This is a genomic window from Streptomyces sp. TLI_105 (assembly GCF_900105415.1).
Lineage (GTDB): Bacteria > Actinomycetota > Actinomycetes > Streptomycetales > Streptomycetaceae > Streptomyces.
The window spans coordinates 7,966,470-7,982,301 of the sequence record NZ_FNSM01000001.1 but is presented as its reverse complement, the minus strand read 5'-3'; the positions used below and the strand labels follow the sequence as shown (position 1 = coordinate 7,982,301).

10 protein-coding genes and 2 pseudogenes are annotated in these 15,832 nt (G+C 70.9%); 3 read left to right on the top strand and 9 right to left on the bottom strand.

Annotated elements, in window-relative coordinates; genetic code table 11:
• Positions 1-1,701: a GMC oxidoreductase gene (locus tag BLW86_RS36325; RefSeq protein WP_093877948.1), complete on the top strand. Its 1,701-nt coding sequence runs from the start codon at positions 1-3 to the stop codon at positions 1,699-1,701.
• Positions 1,702-1,895: 194 nt separating this feature from the next.
• Here BLW86_RS36325 and BLW86_RS36320 read toward each other — a convergent pair.
• From BLW86_RS36320 to BLW86_RS36285, 8 genes and pseudogenes are all read right to left on the bottom strand, one after another.
• Positions 1,896-2,541 (bottom strand): annotated as a pseudogene (locus BLW86_RS36320) (hydroxylase); the annotation flags it as partial.
• Between the two features lie 109 nt (positions 2,542-2,650).
• Positions 2,651-4,351, bottom strand: a complete 1,701-nt coding sequence (locus BLW86_RS36315) for a serine/threonine-protein kinase (protein ID WP_256341561.1) — start codon at positions 4,349-4,351, stop codon at positions 2,651-2,653.
• An 80-nt stretch (positions 4,352-4,431) separates the two neighbouring features.
• Positions 4,432-4,732 (bottom strand): annotated as a pseudogene (locus tag BLW86_RS36310) (acyl-CoA dehydrogenase); the annotation flags it as partial.
• Positions 4,733-5,259: 527 nt separating this feature from the next.
• Positions 5,260-6,132: a MurR/RpiR family transcriptional regulator gene (locus tag BLW86_RS36305; protein WP_093877947.1), complete on the bottom strand. Its 873-nt coding sequence runs from the start codon at positions 6,130-6,132 to the stop codon at positions 5,260-5,262.
• A 170-nt stretch (positions 6,133-6,302) separates the two neighbouring features.
• Complete coding sequence (locus BLW86_RS36300) at positions 6,303-7,517, bottom strand: M20 family metallopeptidase (protein WP_093877946.1); 1,215 nt, start codon at positions 7,515-7,517, stop codon at positions 6,303-6,305.
• Positions 7,514-8,266: an amino acid ABC transporter ATP-binding protein gene (locus tag BLW86_RS36295; RefSeq protein ID WP_093877945.1), complete on the bottom strand. Its 753-nt coding sequence runs from the start codon at positions 8,264-8,266 to the stop codon at positions 7,514-7,516. The genes BLW86_RS36300 and BLW86_RS36295 overlap by 4 nt, the downstream gene beginning before the upstream one ends.
• An 8-nt stretch (positions 8,267-8,274) precedes the next feature.
• Complete coding sequence (locus BLW86_RS36290) at positions 8,275-9,237, bottom strand: amino acid ABC transporter permease (protein ID WP_093877944.1); 963 nt, start codon at positions 9,235-9,237, stop codon at positions 8,275-8,277.
• Positions 9,238-9,239: 2 nt separating this feature from the next.
• On the bottom strand, positions 9,240-10,187 hold the full coding sequence (locus tag BLW86_RS36285; protein ID WP_093877943.1) for an ABC transporter substrate-binding protein: 948 nt from the start codon (positions 10,185-10,187) through the stop codon (positions 9,240-9,242).
• 540 nt (positions 10,188-10,727) lie between these two features.
• Between BLW86_RS36285 and BLW86_RS36280 the strand changes: the two genes are divergently transcribed.
• Together BLW86_RS36280 and BLW86_RS36275 are read left to right on the top strand one after the other, a co-directional pair.
• Positions 10,728-11,657, top strand: a complete 930-nt coding sequence (locus BLW86_RS36280; protein ID WP_093877942.1) for a hypothetical protein — start codon at positions 10,728-10,730, stop codon at positions 11,655-11,657.
• A gap of 295 nt (positions 11,658-11,952) precedes the next feature.
• Positions 11,953-13,044, top strand: a complete 1,092-nt coding sequence (locus tag BLW86_RS36275; protein ID WP_093877941.1) for a PP2C family protein-serine/threonine phosphatase — start codon at positions 11,953-11,955, stop codon at positions 13,042-13,044.
• Positions 13,045-13,377: 333 nt separating this feature from the next.
• Here the strand turns inward: BLW86_RS36275 and BLW86_RS36270 are convergent, their stop codons facing one another.
• The gene (locus tag BLW86_RS36270; RefSeq protein WP_177181855.1) at positions 13,378-15,774 is read right to left on the bottom strand and encodes a SpoIIE family protein phosphatase; all 2,397 of its coding nucleotides are present in this window, start codon (positions 15,772-15,774) and stop codon (positions 13,378-13,380) included.
• Positions 15,775-15,832 lie beyond the last annotated feature (58 nt).

Here is a 15,832-nt window from a genome sequence, read left to right as displayed (position 1 = left end):
ATGCCCTCCGACTACGACGTCGTGATCGTCGGCGCGGGCGTGGCCGGCGCCCTCGCCGCCTGCCGGATCAAAAAGGCCAAGCCCCAGGCGCGGGTGCTGATCCTCGACGCCGGGAACAACGGCCTCGACGGCGCCCAGCGCGCCACGTTCGTCGACGCCTACCAGGTCTCCCCGACGAAGAACGTGCCCACCCCCTACGCCGCGCTCCCCAACAACGCTCAGGGCTACGCCCCGTCCTCGGACGGCGTCGGCGATCCGCTGCTCATGAACCGCTACTACGTGGAAGCAGGTCCGGACCTCTTCAAGAGCGGGTTCCAGCGGATGACCGGCGGCAGCACCTGGGCCTGGCGCGGCAACTGCCCGCGCTGGCTGCCCGCCGACTTCCAGCTCAAGACGCTGTACAACGTCGGCGTGGACTGGCCGATCACGTACGACGAGCTGGAGCCGTACTACGTGCAGGCCGAAGCAGAGCTCGGCGTCTCGGGCAACCACGACGAGTGGGACGGCCTCTACGGGGCCCACCGCAGCGCTCCCTTCCCCATGCCCGGGATCGTCCCCAGCTACGGCGACACCCGGGTGCGCGCGGCCCTGGGCACCGCCCCGCCGCTCGACGGCATCCCGGTCACCGTCGTCACCACGCCCCAGGCCCGCAACTCCGAGGAGTACCAGGGCCGTAGTGCCTGTCAGGGCAATTCCAGCTGCATCCCCGTCTGTCCTTCCGGAGCCAAGTACGACGCCTCGGTGCACGTCAAGCGCGCCCGCGACGAGCTGGATGTGGAGCTCCGCACGAGCAGCGTGGTGACCCGCCTGGTGCCCGGCCCCGGCAAGGAGGTGCACACCGTCGTCTATCGCAGTTATCCGGACACCGCCACCGAGCACAAGGTGACCGGCGCCCACATCGTGCTGGCCCTCAACGCGATCGAGACGCCGAAACTGTGGCTGGCCTCCGAGCTGAAGAACACCAGCGACCAGGTCGGACGCAACCTGATGGACCATCTCGCGGAGGAGGTCACCGGGCACTTCGGCGAACCGCTCTTCCCCTTCCGCGGACCCCAGTCCATCCTCAGCATCGAGACGTTCCGCGACGGCGCGTTCCGCAAGACCAACGGCGCGTTCCGCATCACCATCGGCAACGACGGCTGGGGCCGCACCGAAAGCCCCGGCGCCGCCGTGGAACGCCTGATGTGGGACTCCACCACCGGCAAGGTCAAACAGTTCGGCAAGCCTCTCCAGGAGAAGGTGGCCGAGCGGGTCACCAGCATGCTGCGCTTCGGCTACTCCACCGAGCAGCTGCCCGACCCCGCCAACCGCGTCACCCTGTCGGACGAGACCGACGCGCTGGGGGTGCGCCGGCCGAAGATCACCTACAAGGTCGACGATTACTCCAAGCGCGCCCTGGCCTACGGCCACAGCGTCACCCGCCGCCTGTGGCAGCACCTCGAACAGACCGCGGGCGCCGCCGACGTCGATCCCCAGTGGCCGCCCCTGAAGTTCAACGGCGCCGGCCATCTCATGGGCACCATGCGCATGGGCGACAGCGGCGCCACCCACGTGGTCCACCCCGACGGGAACTCCCACGACCACCCCAACGTCTGGGTCGTCGGCTCCTCCGTCTTCCCCACCGGCGGCACCGCCAATCCCACCCTCACTCTCGCCGCGACGACCCTGCGCACCGCCGACAAACTCGTTGCCCGACTCTGAACACAGCCGCCCACCCGCCCGACGGAAGACCGGCCACCCGGCGAGCCAGGACATCTCGCGCCGGGTGGCCGGTCTCGCCCTGACACACCCGAAGGCCACCGAGGGTGGTGGCAGAGAGCGAGCGGTGGTACCGGAGCATCAGATAGTGATGACGTTGACGGCCAGGGAGACGGGGGTGGCCAGGGCGCGGGTCTGGCCGTATCGGCGAAGGACCTGGCCGGGCGGCCGGTGACCTTCTCGACGGTGTACCTGGCCTCGGGCATGTTCCCGTACACCTCCAAGAGGAAGCCGATCAGACCCTCGTCGTGGCCCGTGGCCCGCCACGGGCGACACCTCGTCCTCGGTCAGCTCCACCAGCACGACCGTGCGGCCGCTCGGCCCGGCGATCGTCGCGGTCCTCGGCGGGGGTCAGCGCCTGGGGGCCGGTGATGACGTACTCGTGGCCGCCGTGGCCCTCCTCGGTGAGCGCGACGGCGGCGACCGCGCCGATGTCGCCCTCGTGCCCCATGGCGCTGAGCCGGTTCACGGACGGCTCGCGGACCTTGTCCCGTTCGACGGTCCCGGCCGCCCGTTCCAGGGCGTTGGACATGAACTCGACCGGCATCAGCACCGACCAGTCCAGCCCGTCGTCCTCCCGTACCGCGTCCTCCAGCGGCGTCGGCCCGCCGCTGTGCAGCAAGGTGACCCGCCGGACGCCCGCGGCCCGGACCAGCTCCAGGATCCGCGGACCGGCCTCCAGCGGAGCGAAGTGCTCCCCGCCGAAGGCGATCAGATGGAGGCCGGTGACGCCCTCCAGGGCCGGGCCAGGCCGTCCGGCTCGGTCAGGTCGCCCTGCACCATCTCCACCCCGTCGGGGAACCGGGCCTTCCCCGCATCGCGGGTGAGCTCGGGGACCCGGTGGCCGCGGTGGAGCCCTTGCGGACAGCTGTGATCCGCAAGGGCGGTGTCCTCAGGACGCGGGCAGGGTCGACACGACCTTGCCGGAGGCGTCGGCAGCGAGATAGCCGCTGGCACTGTAGTCGTTGCTGAGGTAGAAGCGCAGTGTCGGACGGTCGTCGTTGAAGGTCCAGCGGTCGACGACGACGTAGCGCATCGTGGGGTCGTCCACCTTGAGGTCGCGTTCGCCGCGCTTCATCAGCGCGGGGAGGCTGTCCCAGGGCATCGTGGACACGTCGAAGGGCTGCTCGTCGGCGTCGTCGGCGCTGATGGTGCCGCCGGGGCCGGTCTTCCTGGCCACGCCGGCCCGGTACTCGTACGCGTCGTAGGTCTTCGCGCCGGGCCGGGTCGGGATGTTCGCCAGGGCGTACTCCTCGTAGACCGTCAGGTCCTTGATCTTCGTGGTGCCGCTCGCCCGGCGGAACTCCTCGATGACGGCACGGACGTTGGCGGTGGTGAGGAGGCTGCCGCGGACCGCGGGCGCGGGCGCGGAGGTGGACGGGACCGTGCCCGTCCCCTGGCCCTGGCCGGGGGTGCGTACGGCGCCGGTCGGCGAGGCGCCGCCCTTCGCCCCGGAGGTCCCGCCGCTGCCGTCGCCGCCGTCGGGGAACAGGTTCACGACGCCGATCACCGCGGCGGCCGCCAGTGCGAGGCCGACGGCGACGCCTGCGGCGCGCTTGCGCGGGCTGGAGGGCGCGGGGGTGGGCAGCGTCGGCGGGCCGAAGCCCGCGCCCGGCGCGGCGGGCGGGCCGTAGGCGGGGTGCGGGTACGGCGCGGGCGCCGGCGCATACGGGCCGGGGGCGGCAGGGACGGCGACGGGCGCAGAAGGAACGGCGGCAGGAACAGCGGCGGGAGCAGGAGCCGCGGCCGCGCCGCCCTCCGCCTCCGCCAGCAGCCGGTCCAGGAGCGCCCCGTCCGGCCGCTGCGCCGGATCGCGGACGAGGAGCCGGGTCAGTACGGGACCCAGCGCGCCGGACCGCACCGGCGCGGGGATCGGGTCGTCGAGCACCGCGACCACGGTCGCGAGGCCGGTGGCGCGGCGCAGCGGGTGGTGGCCCTCGGCCGCCACGTACAGGAGCATGCCGAGCGACCACAAGTCGGAGGCCGGGTTGCCCTCCTCGCCGCGGACCCGCTCGGGGGCGATGAACTCCGGCGAGCCGATCAGGTCGCCGGTGGAAGTGAGCCGGGAGGCGGCGCCGTCGAACGCGGCGATGCCGAAGTCGGTGAGCACGGCCCCGCCTCCGTGGCGGAGCAGGACGTTGGCGGGTTTGACGTCGCGGTGCTGGATGCCGGCGGTGTGCGCGGCGCGCAGTGCGGAGAGGACCTGGCGGCCGAGGGCGAGCACCTCGGGGACGGGCATCGGGCCCGCGGCGAGCCGGTCGTACACGGAGCTGCCCTCGACGAGCTCCATCACGATCCACGGGTGCGAGCCGTCCTGCGGCTCGACGATGTGGTGGATCGTCACGACGTGCGGGTTCGACAGCCGGGCCAGGGCGCGGGCTTCACGGACGGCGCGTTCGCGCAGCTGCGCGGCGAATCCGGGGTTCGCGTCCTCGACGGCGGGGTCGGGCGGGCGGACCTCCTTGAGGGCGACGTCGCGGTCGAGAGCGATGTCGCGGGCGCGCCAGACGGTGCCCATACCGCCGCTGCCGAGTCGGGAGATCAGTCGGAAGCGTCCGTCGACCAGGGGTCTTCGGTCGTCATTCGTGCTCATGGACGGTCATCGTAGGCGGTTTCGGGTGACAGGCTGGAGCGGGCTCGGCCTGTCACCCGGCGCGGGGTGCGACAAGGCGGCTACCGGGCCATCTCGTACGCGCCGGACAGCACCTCGACACGCTGCGAGCGCCCCCGTGTCGACGACCGGGCAGCGGACCGCGCCGAGCGCCCACTGCTGCTGTGCCTCGGCCCCGGAGTCCTTTCCGTGAAGCTCGACAGCGTGCGCGGATCAGTCGCGGACGAAGACGGCGAACAGCTCGTCGAACACGTCCGCGTCGAGACCGGTCAGGGCCGTCTGCTCCAGGACGAGCTGGGCGTGGACGACCAGCGCGAAGAGCTGGCCGACAGCGAGCAGCAGGTCCAGGTCGCGGCTCTGCTCGGCTCACCGCCGCCACGGACCATCGGTCAGAGGTCCGCTCCGTGCCGACCAAGATCCGGGCCATACGCGGACCAGCCGCCTACAGCTTGGCCGCATCGTGGCCGTTCCTGCTGGTCAACAGCCATACGAGGCGTGTACCACCAGCACTCGAAGAACTTGCTCGTGTCGTACTCGCCGAAGAAGCCCAGCTTCTTCCAGAGACACGAAAAGAGGCTCCTGACCTGGACCTTTGCCCATCAGGCCCTCTCGATCGCTCCTCCTGGGGAAGGGCCTTGTCCGCGTCGAAACTCCCAGTTCACCCCATCCGTATCCCGCTCCTGACCAGCGTTTCCGGGCCGGTCACGGGCCAGAACTCCGGCTCAGTCCGCAGGAGCCTCACCCCGGCTGACGCGGTCCCACTCCGTCCATGGACTGCTCGACGAGACGATTGGCCTGTTCCCCGCATGGTGGAACAGCACATGGCGATACGGTGTCCCGCCAGACCTCGCGGGCCGACAGCCCGGGTCACCGCGGGCCGGTGCCGCGGGTCACTGCAGTCCGAGGCGCCGTGCGATCTCCTCGGTGTGCCGCAGGCGTGCGGGGGCCTCGTCGCCGAGTGCCGTGACGACTCCGGCGACGACGGTCTCGACCACGGCGAGGGTGGGTACGAAGCTGTCGTACGGTGATGGTGTCGTGACCAGGCTGGGAAGTACGACTTCGGCGTGCGCGGAGACCGGGGAGAGCCATCGGTCGGTGAACAGGATGACCTTCGCGCCTTGTTCGACGGCGAGTTGGGCCATGGTGACCTTGTCCTGCTCGTAGCGGCGGTAGTCGAAGACGACCAGGACGTCGCGGCGTGTGAGCGTACCGAGTGCCGCGGTCCGCTCGACGTCGCCCGCGGGCAGGATCCGGATGTCGCCGCGCAACTGCATGAGGTGCAGTCCGAGGTACTGGGCGAGGAGCCGGGTGAAGCGGCCGCCGGTCAGGGTGATGCGCCGTTTGCCGTCGACCAGGAGTGAGACGGCGTGTTCCAGGTCGTGCGGCGGGAGTTCGGTGAGGGTCTGCGCGACGGCGGAACTGAACAGTCTGCTGCCCTGTTCGAGAAGGGATGCTTCGCCGTCTGGCGCGGCGTCGGTGCGGGTGCGGTCGGCGGACTCGTACAGGGACAGGGGCGAGGCGTTGCGTTCGTCGAGTTCCTCGCGCAGGGCGGTCTGGAAGTCGGGGAAGCCCCGGTAGCCGAGCCGGTTGACGAAGCGGATGACGGTGGGGGCGCTGACGCCCGCCCGTTCGGCGAGGACGGCGACGGTCTCGAAGCCGGCGGAGGGGTAGTTGACCAGGAGGACGCGGGCTACCTTGCGCTCGGCCGGGCTGAGGTCGCCCAGCTTGTGCCGGATCACGTCGGCGAGTGCGCCGGAGGCCATCGCGGGTTCCTTTCTCGGTCGTCGGCGGGCGTGCGGCCCGCGTGCCGAGCCTAATGCCGAATGTCGATCACCTGAGCCGCGATCACGGCCGCCGCGCCCCCGAGGGGGCGGGTGCTCCCGCACCGGGCAACGGCGCGAGGAACCGGTGCGGGAGCGTCGGGGGGGCAGCGTCAGTCGCTGCGGCTGTCGCCGAGGTCGGCGATGAGGGAGGCGAGCAGGGCGACCCTGGCCGGGACGGTACTGACGTCGAGCCATTCCTCGGGGGTGTGGTCGGCGCCGCCGACCGGTCCCAGGCCGTCCAGTGTCGGGACTCCTGTGCCGGCGATGGTGTTGGCGTCCCCCACGCCGCCTGTCGCCGTGGCGCCGAAGGCCAGGCCCAGGCGTACGCCGATGTCCTGGGCCCGGTCGAGCATCCGGCGGGAGGCGGCTGTGTCTTCCATCGGCGGGCAGGAGGAGAGTTCCTCGACGGTGGCGCGGGTGCCGGGGACGACGGGCCGCGAGGCGACCTCCTCGAGGGCGGCGGTGGCCGCGCGCATGCCGCTGTCCGTGGCCGAGCGGATCTCGACGAGGAGTTCCGCCTCGGGGCAGACGATGTTGAAGCGGCTGCCCGCGCGCACGACGCCCACGTTGAGGGTGACGCCCTCCCACGTGCCGTTCAGCGCTTGGATCGCGATGACGAGGTGGGCGGCGGCCAGAGCCGCGTTCGCTCCGCGTTCGGGTTCGATGCCCGCGTGTGCGGCGCGGCCGGTGACGGTGACCCTGAAGTCGGCCACACCCTTGCGCGCGATGACCAGGTCGCCGTTCTCCCGGGCGCATTCGAGGGCGAGGGCGTAGTGCGCCCCGTCGGCCGCCCGCCGGGTGACCGGCCGGCTGGCGGGTGAGCCGATCTCCTCGTCGGGCGTGGTGAGGAAGATGATTTCCGCGTAGTCCTCGATGCCCGCCGAGGCGAGGATCTCGAGGGCTGCGAGGCCGGCGACCAGGCCTCCCTTGTCGTCGCTGACGCCTGGTCCGTGGGCGAGGGATCCGCTGAGGGAGAAGGGGCGTTCGGCGGCGGCTCCGTCGTCGAAGACGGTGTCCATGTGGGCGGCGAGCAGGAGTCTGCGGCCTCCGTCGGCGACGGCGAGGCGACCTTGTTTGCGGCCGATGAGCACATCTCCGGTGCGGTGTCCGTGGGCCGGCGGCAGCGGGACGCGTTCCACGGAGAAGTCCAGGCGCTCGAGATGTGCCCGGACCAGGTCGGCGACCCGGTTGACGCCGTCGGCGCTGTACGAGCCGGAGTCGATCGCGACGAGTTCGGCCAGGTCTTCCAGGTACCGCTCCTGGTGCGCGTGGGACAGCGACAGCAGCGCTTCGTCGAGGGGCTGCTGCCGGGGCGGGGCGCTCACAGGACCTTCGACAGGAAGGCGCGGGTGCGCTCCTGCTCCGGTTCGGCCAGGACCCGTCGGGGGTCGCCGGATTCGACGACGACGCCTTCGTCCATGAACACCGCCAGGTCACCGACTTCCCGGGCGAAGCCGATCTCGTGGGTGACGACGACCATGGTCATGCCGTCCTCCGCGAGCCGGCGCATGACGTCGAGGACGTCGCCGACGAGTTCGGGGTCGAGCGCCGATGTCGGTTCGTCGAACAGCATCAGTTTCGGTTTCATGGCGAGGGCGCGGGCGATGGCGACGCGCTGCTGCTGGCCGCCCGAGAGTTCGGCCGGGTAGTGCCCCTCCCGGTCGGCGAGCCCCACCTGGTCAAGGAGGGCCCTCGCCTCGTCACGGGCCCGGTCCCTGGTGACGCCGGCGACCTTGACGGGAGCCTCCATGACGTTCTCCAGGGCGGTCATGTGCGGGAAGAGGTTGAACCGCTGGAACACCATGCCGATGTCGCGCCTCCGGGCGGCGACCTCGCGCTCACGCAACTCGTGGAGGCGGGCGCCCTGCGCCCGGTAGCCGACCGGTTCGCCGTCGACGGAGAGCCGCCCTCCGTCGATCTTCTCCAGATGGTTGATGCACCGCAGGAACGTGGACTTGCCGGACCCGGAGGGGCCAAGGAGGCAGCACACCTGGCCGCGTTCGACCGTCAGGTCGATGCCCTTGAGGACCTGGAGCTTCCCGAAGTGTTTGCGCACGCCCTCGGCGTGCACCATGGGCGCGTTCAACGGCCCGCCTCCTTCTGTGTGCGGTCGCGCAGGGCGGTGAGAGGCCCGGCGCAGAGGCGTCGCAGGGGGGAGACCTCGGCTCCGCGGGCCGTGCCGCGCCCGTAGCGGCGTTCGAGCCACGCCTGCGGGACGCCCAGGAAACTGACCAGGGCCAGGTACCAGAGCGACGCCACCACGAGCATCGGGATGACCTGGTAGTTCTGCCCGTACACGTCCTGGATGTTGGACATCAGGTCATGCGCCGCGATCACCGACACGAGGGCGGTCATCTTGAGCATGTTGATCGTCTCGTTTCCCAGCGGCGGGATGATCACCCGCATCGCCTGGGGCAGCACGATCCGCCGCATGGTGAGTGCCGGGCGCATGCCGAGCGAGTGGGCCGCCTCGGTCTGCCCCGGGTCGACGGACCGGATCCCGGCGCGGACGATCTCGGAAGCGTACGCGGCCTCGTTCAGGCCGAGCGCGAGCAGGGCCGCGACGGACGGGGTGAGCAGGGTGTTGGTGTCGGCCTGGAGGAAGGTGACGCCGGTGAACGGGATGCCGATCATCACGTGCTGGTAGAGGGCTCCGGCGTATCCCCAGAAGATGATCTGCACGAGTAGCGGGGTGCCGCGGAAGACCCAGACGAACAGCGACGAGAGGCCGTACAGGACCGGATTGCCGGAGAGCCGCATGACGGCGACGAGGGTGCCGAGGGCGAGGCCGAGGGTCATCGCGGCGGCGGTCAGCCACAGGGTGGTGGCCAGGCCGTCGAAGATGAGCCCGGCGAACAGGTAGCGGCCGACGACGTCCCAGTGCAGGTTGCCGTTCTTCGCGAGCGAGCCGATGAGGCCGGCCAGCCCGGCGACGGCGGCCACCGCGGAGATCCAGCGACCCCAGTGGCGGACGGGGACGATCTCGAAGGTGTCGGGTGCGAGGGTCTCGCCGGTGTGCGGTGTGCCCACGTGGGTGGTGGTCATCTCTAGTCCACCGCCGCGTTCTTGGTGGCTTCCTTCACGGCGATGGAGGCGACGCCGTACTTGTCGCAGATCTTGGTGAGGGTGCCGTCGTCGATCAGCGCCTGCAGCGCCCGCCTGATCGCTTCGGTCAGCTGCGGGAGTCGTCTGCTGACCGCGATGCCGTTGGGCGAGGCACGGTAGCCGGCCGGTGCCTCAGGGTCCTCGGCCAGGTCGAAGGCCTTGCCGCCGTCGGCTGTCTTGGCCGACCAGCCGGCGGCGGGCTGGGTGACGACCTCCGCGATCACCTTGCCGGAGCGCAGGGCGAGTTGGGCGTCGGAGTCCTTGGGAAAGGTCTGGATGTCGGCCGGCTCCCGGCCGGCCGCCCGGCATGTCGCCTGGTGGGCCTGGAGCAGGTCGTACTGATGGGTGGCCGCCTGGACGCCGACCTTCCTGCCGCAGAGGTCGTCCAGCGTGCTGATCTTCGCCGGGTTGCCCTCGGCCACCAGGATGCCCGAGCCGGAGCGCGAGTAGTCCACGAAGTCGACGACCTTCTGCCGCTCCTTGTTGTCGGTCAGTGCGGACATCGCGGCGTCGAACTTGCCGGCCTGGAGGGCGGGCACTATGCCGTCGAACTTCGTCGGGGTGAAGGCGAACCTGACGCCGAGCTTCGCGCCCAAGGCCTGGCCGAGGTCGTAGTCCAGGCCGGTCAGTTCGCTCTCCCCTTCGGTGACGAACATCGCGAACGGGGGGTAGGGGACGTCCGTGGCCACGCGCACGGTGCCCGCCTTCTTGATCTGCTCGGGCAGGACATCGTGGAGGGCCGCGTCCCGCGTGACCGTCACCCCCGCGACCTCGCCCCCGGCCGGGGGCTCACCACCGCCGGAACCGCTCGCGCCGCAGCCGGAGACCACCACCAGAGCCGTGCAGGCCAGCACGGCAGTCGCCCCACGGCGGGGCGCAGAGATGTACATCAACGTCGTTCCCTCTCGAACGTCCGAAGCGAGCGGAATCACCTCCGCCGACGTTCCAGAAGTTACACATCAATGTTTGTAATGGCTAGATGTAATGCTTGTTACGAAGAGACTTCCGTCATGCGAAGCTCCGGACCGTGGCACTGGACGACCGACGAAGGCAGCGGGCCCAGGGAAAATCCGGGGCCGGCCGTGCTCTTCCTGCCGCGGGCCCTGGTCACGCACAGCACCAATGGCCTTGAGGGCTCCGCCGGCGGTGAGGTGGACGGTGTCGACCAGTCGGGTGGTGTGCTGGTCGAGCGGGGTCAGCCGCTGGGTGGTGGTTCCGGCGAGCGGGCCGAAGTCGCCCTGCGCGGTCAGCAGGTTCGGGGCCGGTCCTCCTGCGGATCCCCCACCACGCCCGGCGTGGCATCGGCCCCCTGCTGCCACGGGCCACCTGCGGTCGGAGGTCGGAGGCAACGCGGGAGCCCGATCCGACGTCTGCCAAGCGGAGAACGAACCGGGCGGACCGACCCCCCGCCGTGTGGAGGGAGCCTGCTGGTGCTCATAGGACTGCTGACCGCCGTCGCCGCCTCGATCTGTTACGGCACGGGATCCGTCCTGCAGGCCGTCGGCTCCCGCAAGTCCGCCCGGCGCGAGGCGGCCGCGGCGGGGCGGGTCACCCAGCACGGCGGACCGAGCCTGTCGTCGACCGCGAAGGCCGCGATGACCTGGGAGTTCATCGGCGGCACGATTCTGGACTTCGTCGGCTTCGGCCTCGGCGCGCTCGCCGCCCGCATGCTCCCGCTCTTCCTCTCCCAGACCGTGATCAGCGCCAATCTGGTCATCACGGCCGTCCTCGGCGTGCGGCTGCTGGGCATTCGGCTGACCCGCGCGGAGTGGACCTCGATCGGCGTGGTCTGCTCGGCCCTGGTGCTGCTTGCGAGTGCGGCGGGCCCGGAAGGCAGCGGGCGCACCCCGATCGCCACGCACTGGTGGCTGCTCGCCGTCTCGCTGCTGCTGATGGTCGGCGGCACGGTCCTCGTACGGGTGCTCGGCGCCCGGGCGGCGATCCTCGCGGGCCTTCTGTCGGGTCTCGGCTTCGGCGCGCTCGGGCTCGGGGTGCGGATCCTGAACGGCGTCGACCCCTTCGACGCGGGCACCGTCCTGACGGACCCGGCGCTGTACGCGATCCTTGTGGCCGGCGGCGGCGGCATGTACCTGCACACGGTCGCGCTGCAAGTCGGCTCGGTGAACGGGGCGACGGCAGCGCTCGTGGTCGGCGAGACCATGCTGCCGGGGATGATCGGTGTGTGGTGGCTGGGAGACGCCTCCCGCCCGGGCTTCGCCTGGGCGGCCGTCCTCGGCTTCGTGCTGGCGGTCACGGGCGCGGTGGCGGTGGCGTGGTTCGGCGCCCCGGAGAGCCACGAACCGGAGCCCGAGAACCTGCCGGAGTCCGTGCGCGTTCCGGAACCCACGCGCGTTCCGTAGTCCCGGCCACCGCCCGAACCTCTCACCCGCCGGGCTCCTCGGGCACGCGAACGCTCCCCGGCGCGAGGCCCGAGAGAGCCGAGCTGAGCACCACGCCGTCCGTCCGCGGGCCTGTCGCGGCAAAAGGAATACCCTTGGTATTCGGTTCTCACCATCCGTGAGGTTTCCTGAGCCCCACGGGTCACTGACGAATCACGCGGTCGCGCCCTCGCGAGCCCACAGGCGTGCTCCGTCACACGCGCGGAGCCCGCTCGTCACGTCGCTGAGCGGGCCCCTCGCGGATACGCTGGGATTCATGATCGAGTCCGGACGGCCGCGGCTCCGTCGGAGCCACGGCTACGGCAGGCTTGTGCGGCTGTCACCGGTGATTCTGACCGTCGTGATCGCCGGCCTGGCCTACGCCACCCCGCCGGAGATGGCCTTCAGCCGCCTCCTGCCCGCGGCGCCGGCTCTGGCCGCCGCCATGTGGCCGGTCCTCCCGACCGTCCTGCTCGGGACCGTCTGCCTCTTTCTGATGATCGGCCTCAGCCTCGTCTTCCCCGATCTGGGGACCTGGTGGACGTGCGGGGGGATCGTCGCGGTCACCGTGGCCGCCGCATACGGAAGCCATGTCCGGCTTCAGCGGGAGCGCACCCTCTTTCAGGTACGGCTCGTCGCCGACGCGGCCCAGCAGGTGGTGCTGCGGCCCCTGCCGCACCGTTTCCGGAACGTCGAGATCGAATCGCTGTACCTCGCGGCCGCCGCGGAAGCCCGCATCGGCGGGGACTTCTACGAGGTGGTCGATACGCCGTACGGGGTACGGCTGCTCATCGGCGACGTGCGGGGCAAAGGCCTGCCGGCAGTGGGGGCGGCCGCGGCGATCGTCAACGCCTTCCGGGAGGCGGCACACGGCGAGGCCTCCATGGCCGACATCGCCCGCAGGCTCGACGCCAGCTGCGCCCGGCACAACGCCGCCCATCCACCCGAGGCACCGATGGAACGCTTCGCCACCGCGCTGCTCGTCGAGATCCCGTATCAAGGCAGCCGCATCACCATCGTCAACTGCGGACACCCCCCACCGTTGATCCACAGCCTGAAGAACGTGCGCGTCCTCGAGCCGTCCGCCCCATCGCCCCTGCTCAGCCTCGCGGAGTTGATGGGTGACCAGTACCGTGCGGACGCCTTCGACTTCGCTCCCGGCGAGCTTCTCCTCCTCTATACGGACGGGATCGCCGAAACCCGCGCCCGGGACGGTGAGTTCTTCCCGTTGACAGAGTGGATGCGTCGACAGCTCCCCATACCTCCCCGTGATCTGCTCACGGCCCTGCACCACGATCTCCTCCGTCACAGCAGAGGCAGCCTCGACGATGACATCGCCGCCTTGGCGGTGCGCCTGCACACGCCATGAGCCATGCGTACGGAGAGGCCGTGAGCCCCCACGCCGCTCGGCCTCGCTGGAAAGCGAGGACGACGGCCTGCGGTGGATGCGGGCTCAAGAGCGGGGCTGGGCGACACGGACCCGGTTCGGCTTCGACGTGCTCGAGCAGGTGCCTGACGCGGCGCCGCCTCGATGGGTGGACGATTCGGCACCTTGCCGCGTCGCCGAGAAAAGCGGTTACACGTTCGAGAGGATCCTGCCGGCGGTCCCTCCCTCCTACCCGCTCGACGGGCATCAGCACGTACGTCGTGCATCGGCCTGAACCCGTTCGCTCCCCCACGCGGGGGGGGCGGCGCGTGGCCGTCAAGCCACGGGCAAGGTCTGTTCCGCCCAGATCGTTTTCCCTGCCGGCATGTAGCGCGTACCCCAGTGCTCGGTGAGCTGGGCGACCATGAACAGTCCACGTCCGCCCTCCTCGTCGCTGCCGGCGTAACGGGCATGCGGTGAGGTGTGCTGCGAGTCGGAGACCTCACAGATGAGAGAACGGTCCCGGATCAACCGCAGGCCGATCGGGCCGGAGGCGTGACGGATCGCGTTGGTGACCAGTTCGCTGACCACCAGTTCCGTGGTGAAGGCCAGATCGTCCAGTCCCCACCGCCCCAGCTGTTCCGCGGCCATCGCACGTGCGCGTGCGACGAGCGCGGGGTCCGAGGGCAGCTCCCAGGCCGCCACCTGACGTGCCCCCAGCGCACGGGTGCGCACGACGAGGAGCGTCGCGTCGTCCTCCACCTGGTCCGATGCCAGCTCCGCGACGATCTGGGCACACAATCGGTCGGACGACGATCCCCGCTGCTCGCCGAGTACAGCCGCCAACCGGTCCAACCCCACGTCGATGCCCTTCCCCCGGGCCTCCACGAGGCCGTCGGTGAACAGGACGACCAGGCTTCCCTCGGCGAGCTCCACTTCCGCGCCCTCGTAGGGAAGCCGTCCCACGCCCAGAGGAGACCCCGGCGGCAGACGAAGGAAGCTGACGGGGCCGTTCGGCTGCACCACAGCCGGCGGCAGGTGCCCCGCCGCCGCCCAGGCGCTCGTCCGGGAAGCCGGATCGTAGATCCCGTAGACGCACGTCGCTCCGACGGCGCCACTGCCGTCCGCGTCTTCCCCGTTCTGGTCCGACGCGTCCTTGCCGACTTGATCGTTCAACCGGGCCAGGAGCTCGTCGGGCGCGAGGTCCAGCTCGGCCAGGGTGCGCACCATCGCGCGCAAGCGCCCCATCGTGGCGGCGGCCCCGAGTCCGTGGCCGACAACCTCCCCCACGACGAGCCCGACACGTGCCCCTGAAAGCGGAATGACGTCGAACCAGTCGCCGCCGGCGCCGAGGTGGCTGTCGGCCGGCAGGTAGCGACTCGCCGCCTCGACCGCGCTCAGCTCGGGCAGCGATCGTGGCAGCAGGCTGCGCTGGAGCATGAACGCGGCGGTGTGCTCTCGGCGGTACTGCCGGGCGTTGTCGATGCATACGGCGGTCCGCGACGCCAGCTCCTCGGCCACTGCCCGATCGCCGTCGTCGAAGGGTTCCGAGTCGTCGCCCCGCACGAAGGTGACGAGGCCCAAGGGCGTCCCCCGCACGATCAGCGGGACGTACAGCCGTGTCGGCGCCACCACGGTGTCGGTGGTCGACCGGCCCCTGGCCAGGCTCTCGGCCTGCGACGATCCGGCGGCGTACGCGACCCGCTCGCCCACCCGGGAAGGTTCCCCGTCGGAAGCCGCCGCGCGTACGAGTCCCCATCCCGTGACGGGCTTCGGCTCCTCTCCTTCGAGCACTTCTGCCGCTACGTCGACGAGCACGGCGTCGGCGTACTGCGGCACGGCGATCTTGGCGAGCTCCGCTGCCGTTCCGGACGGGTCGAGCGTCGACCCGATCCGCGCGCCGGCCTCCGCGAGGAGCGCGAGGCGCTGCTGCGCACGGTAGTGGTCGGTGACGTCGATGGACTGTTCGCACACGCCCACCGGCTCTCCCCGGCCGTCCAGCAGCCGGAAATAGGACGAGGACCAGACGTGCTCACGCCGCGGGTCGGCCGGGGAGCGCCCTCGGAAATGCACGTCGATGACCGGCTCACCGGTCTCGAGGATCTGTTGGACGAACTCCTCCGGCGGCACCAGATGCTGGGTGGTGAGGACATCACCGGGAAAGAGTTCGGTCATGGAACGGCCGAGCAGTGCTGTGAGGTCGCCGCCGAGCTCCCGGACACTGGATGCGTTGGCCCACAAGAGGCGTGCGCCGGGACCGTAGATGGTCAGTGTCACCGGCGACTGGGTGACGAGCCCCTGCAGCATCGCCTGTCGGGTCTCCCACCAGCGAAGCGCCTCCAGCTCAGCCGCCATGAGGACGGCGGAGGGGGCCTGGCCGGAGGAGGCCCCGTCGGAGGCGGGGGCCAGGGGATGCAGAGTCACTGCCACACGTACGGTGTCGCCGCTGCGGTGGCGCACGTCCACGACGGCACTGCGTGTCCCGTCGAGCCGCAGCCGCTGATCCGACCGCGGCTCTTCCGAGCTGTCGCGATCGGCGTGCGAGGTCGCGATCAGGTCCGCCGCCCGGCGTCCCAGCACCTGCGAAGCCGGATATCCCAGGAGGGCCTCGGCCTCACGACTCCACCCGACGAGCACTCCGTCCGCGGCGAGCAGGGCGAAAGCTGCCGGGGGCGGGCTGAGCTGCCCGCCTTCGTCCGCCCCGGCGGGAGCAGTGAACGGTAGCCCTTCCATGCTCCCATCATCCTTCCGAGCGGTCGCGACCGCAGTGCGCTCGATCCCGAGCCGGACC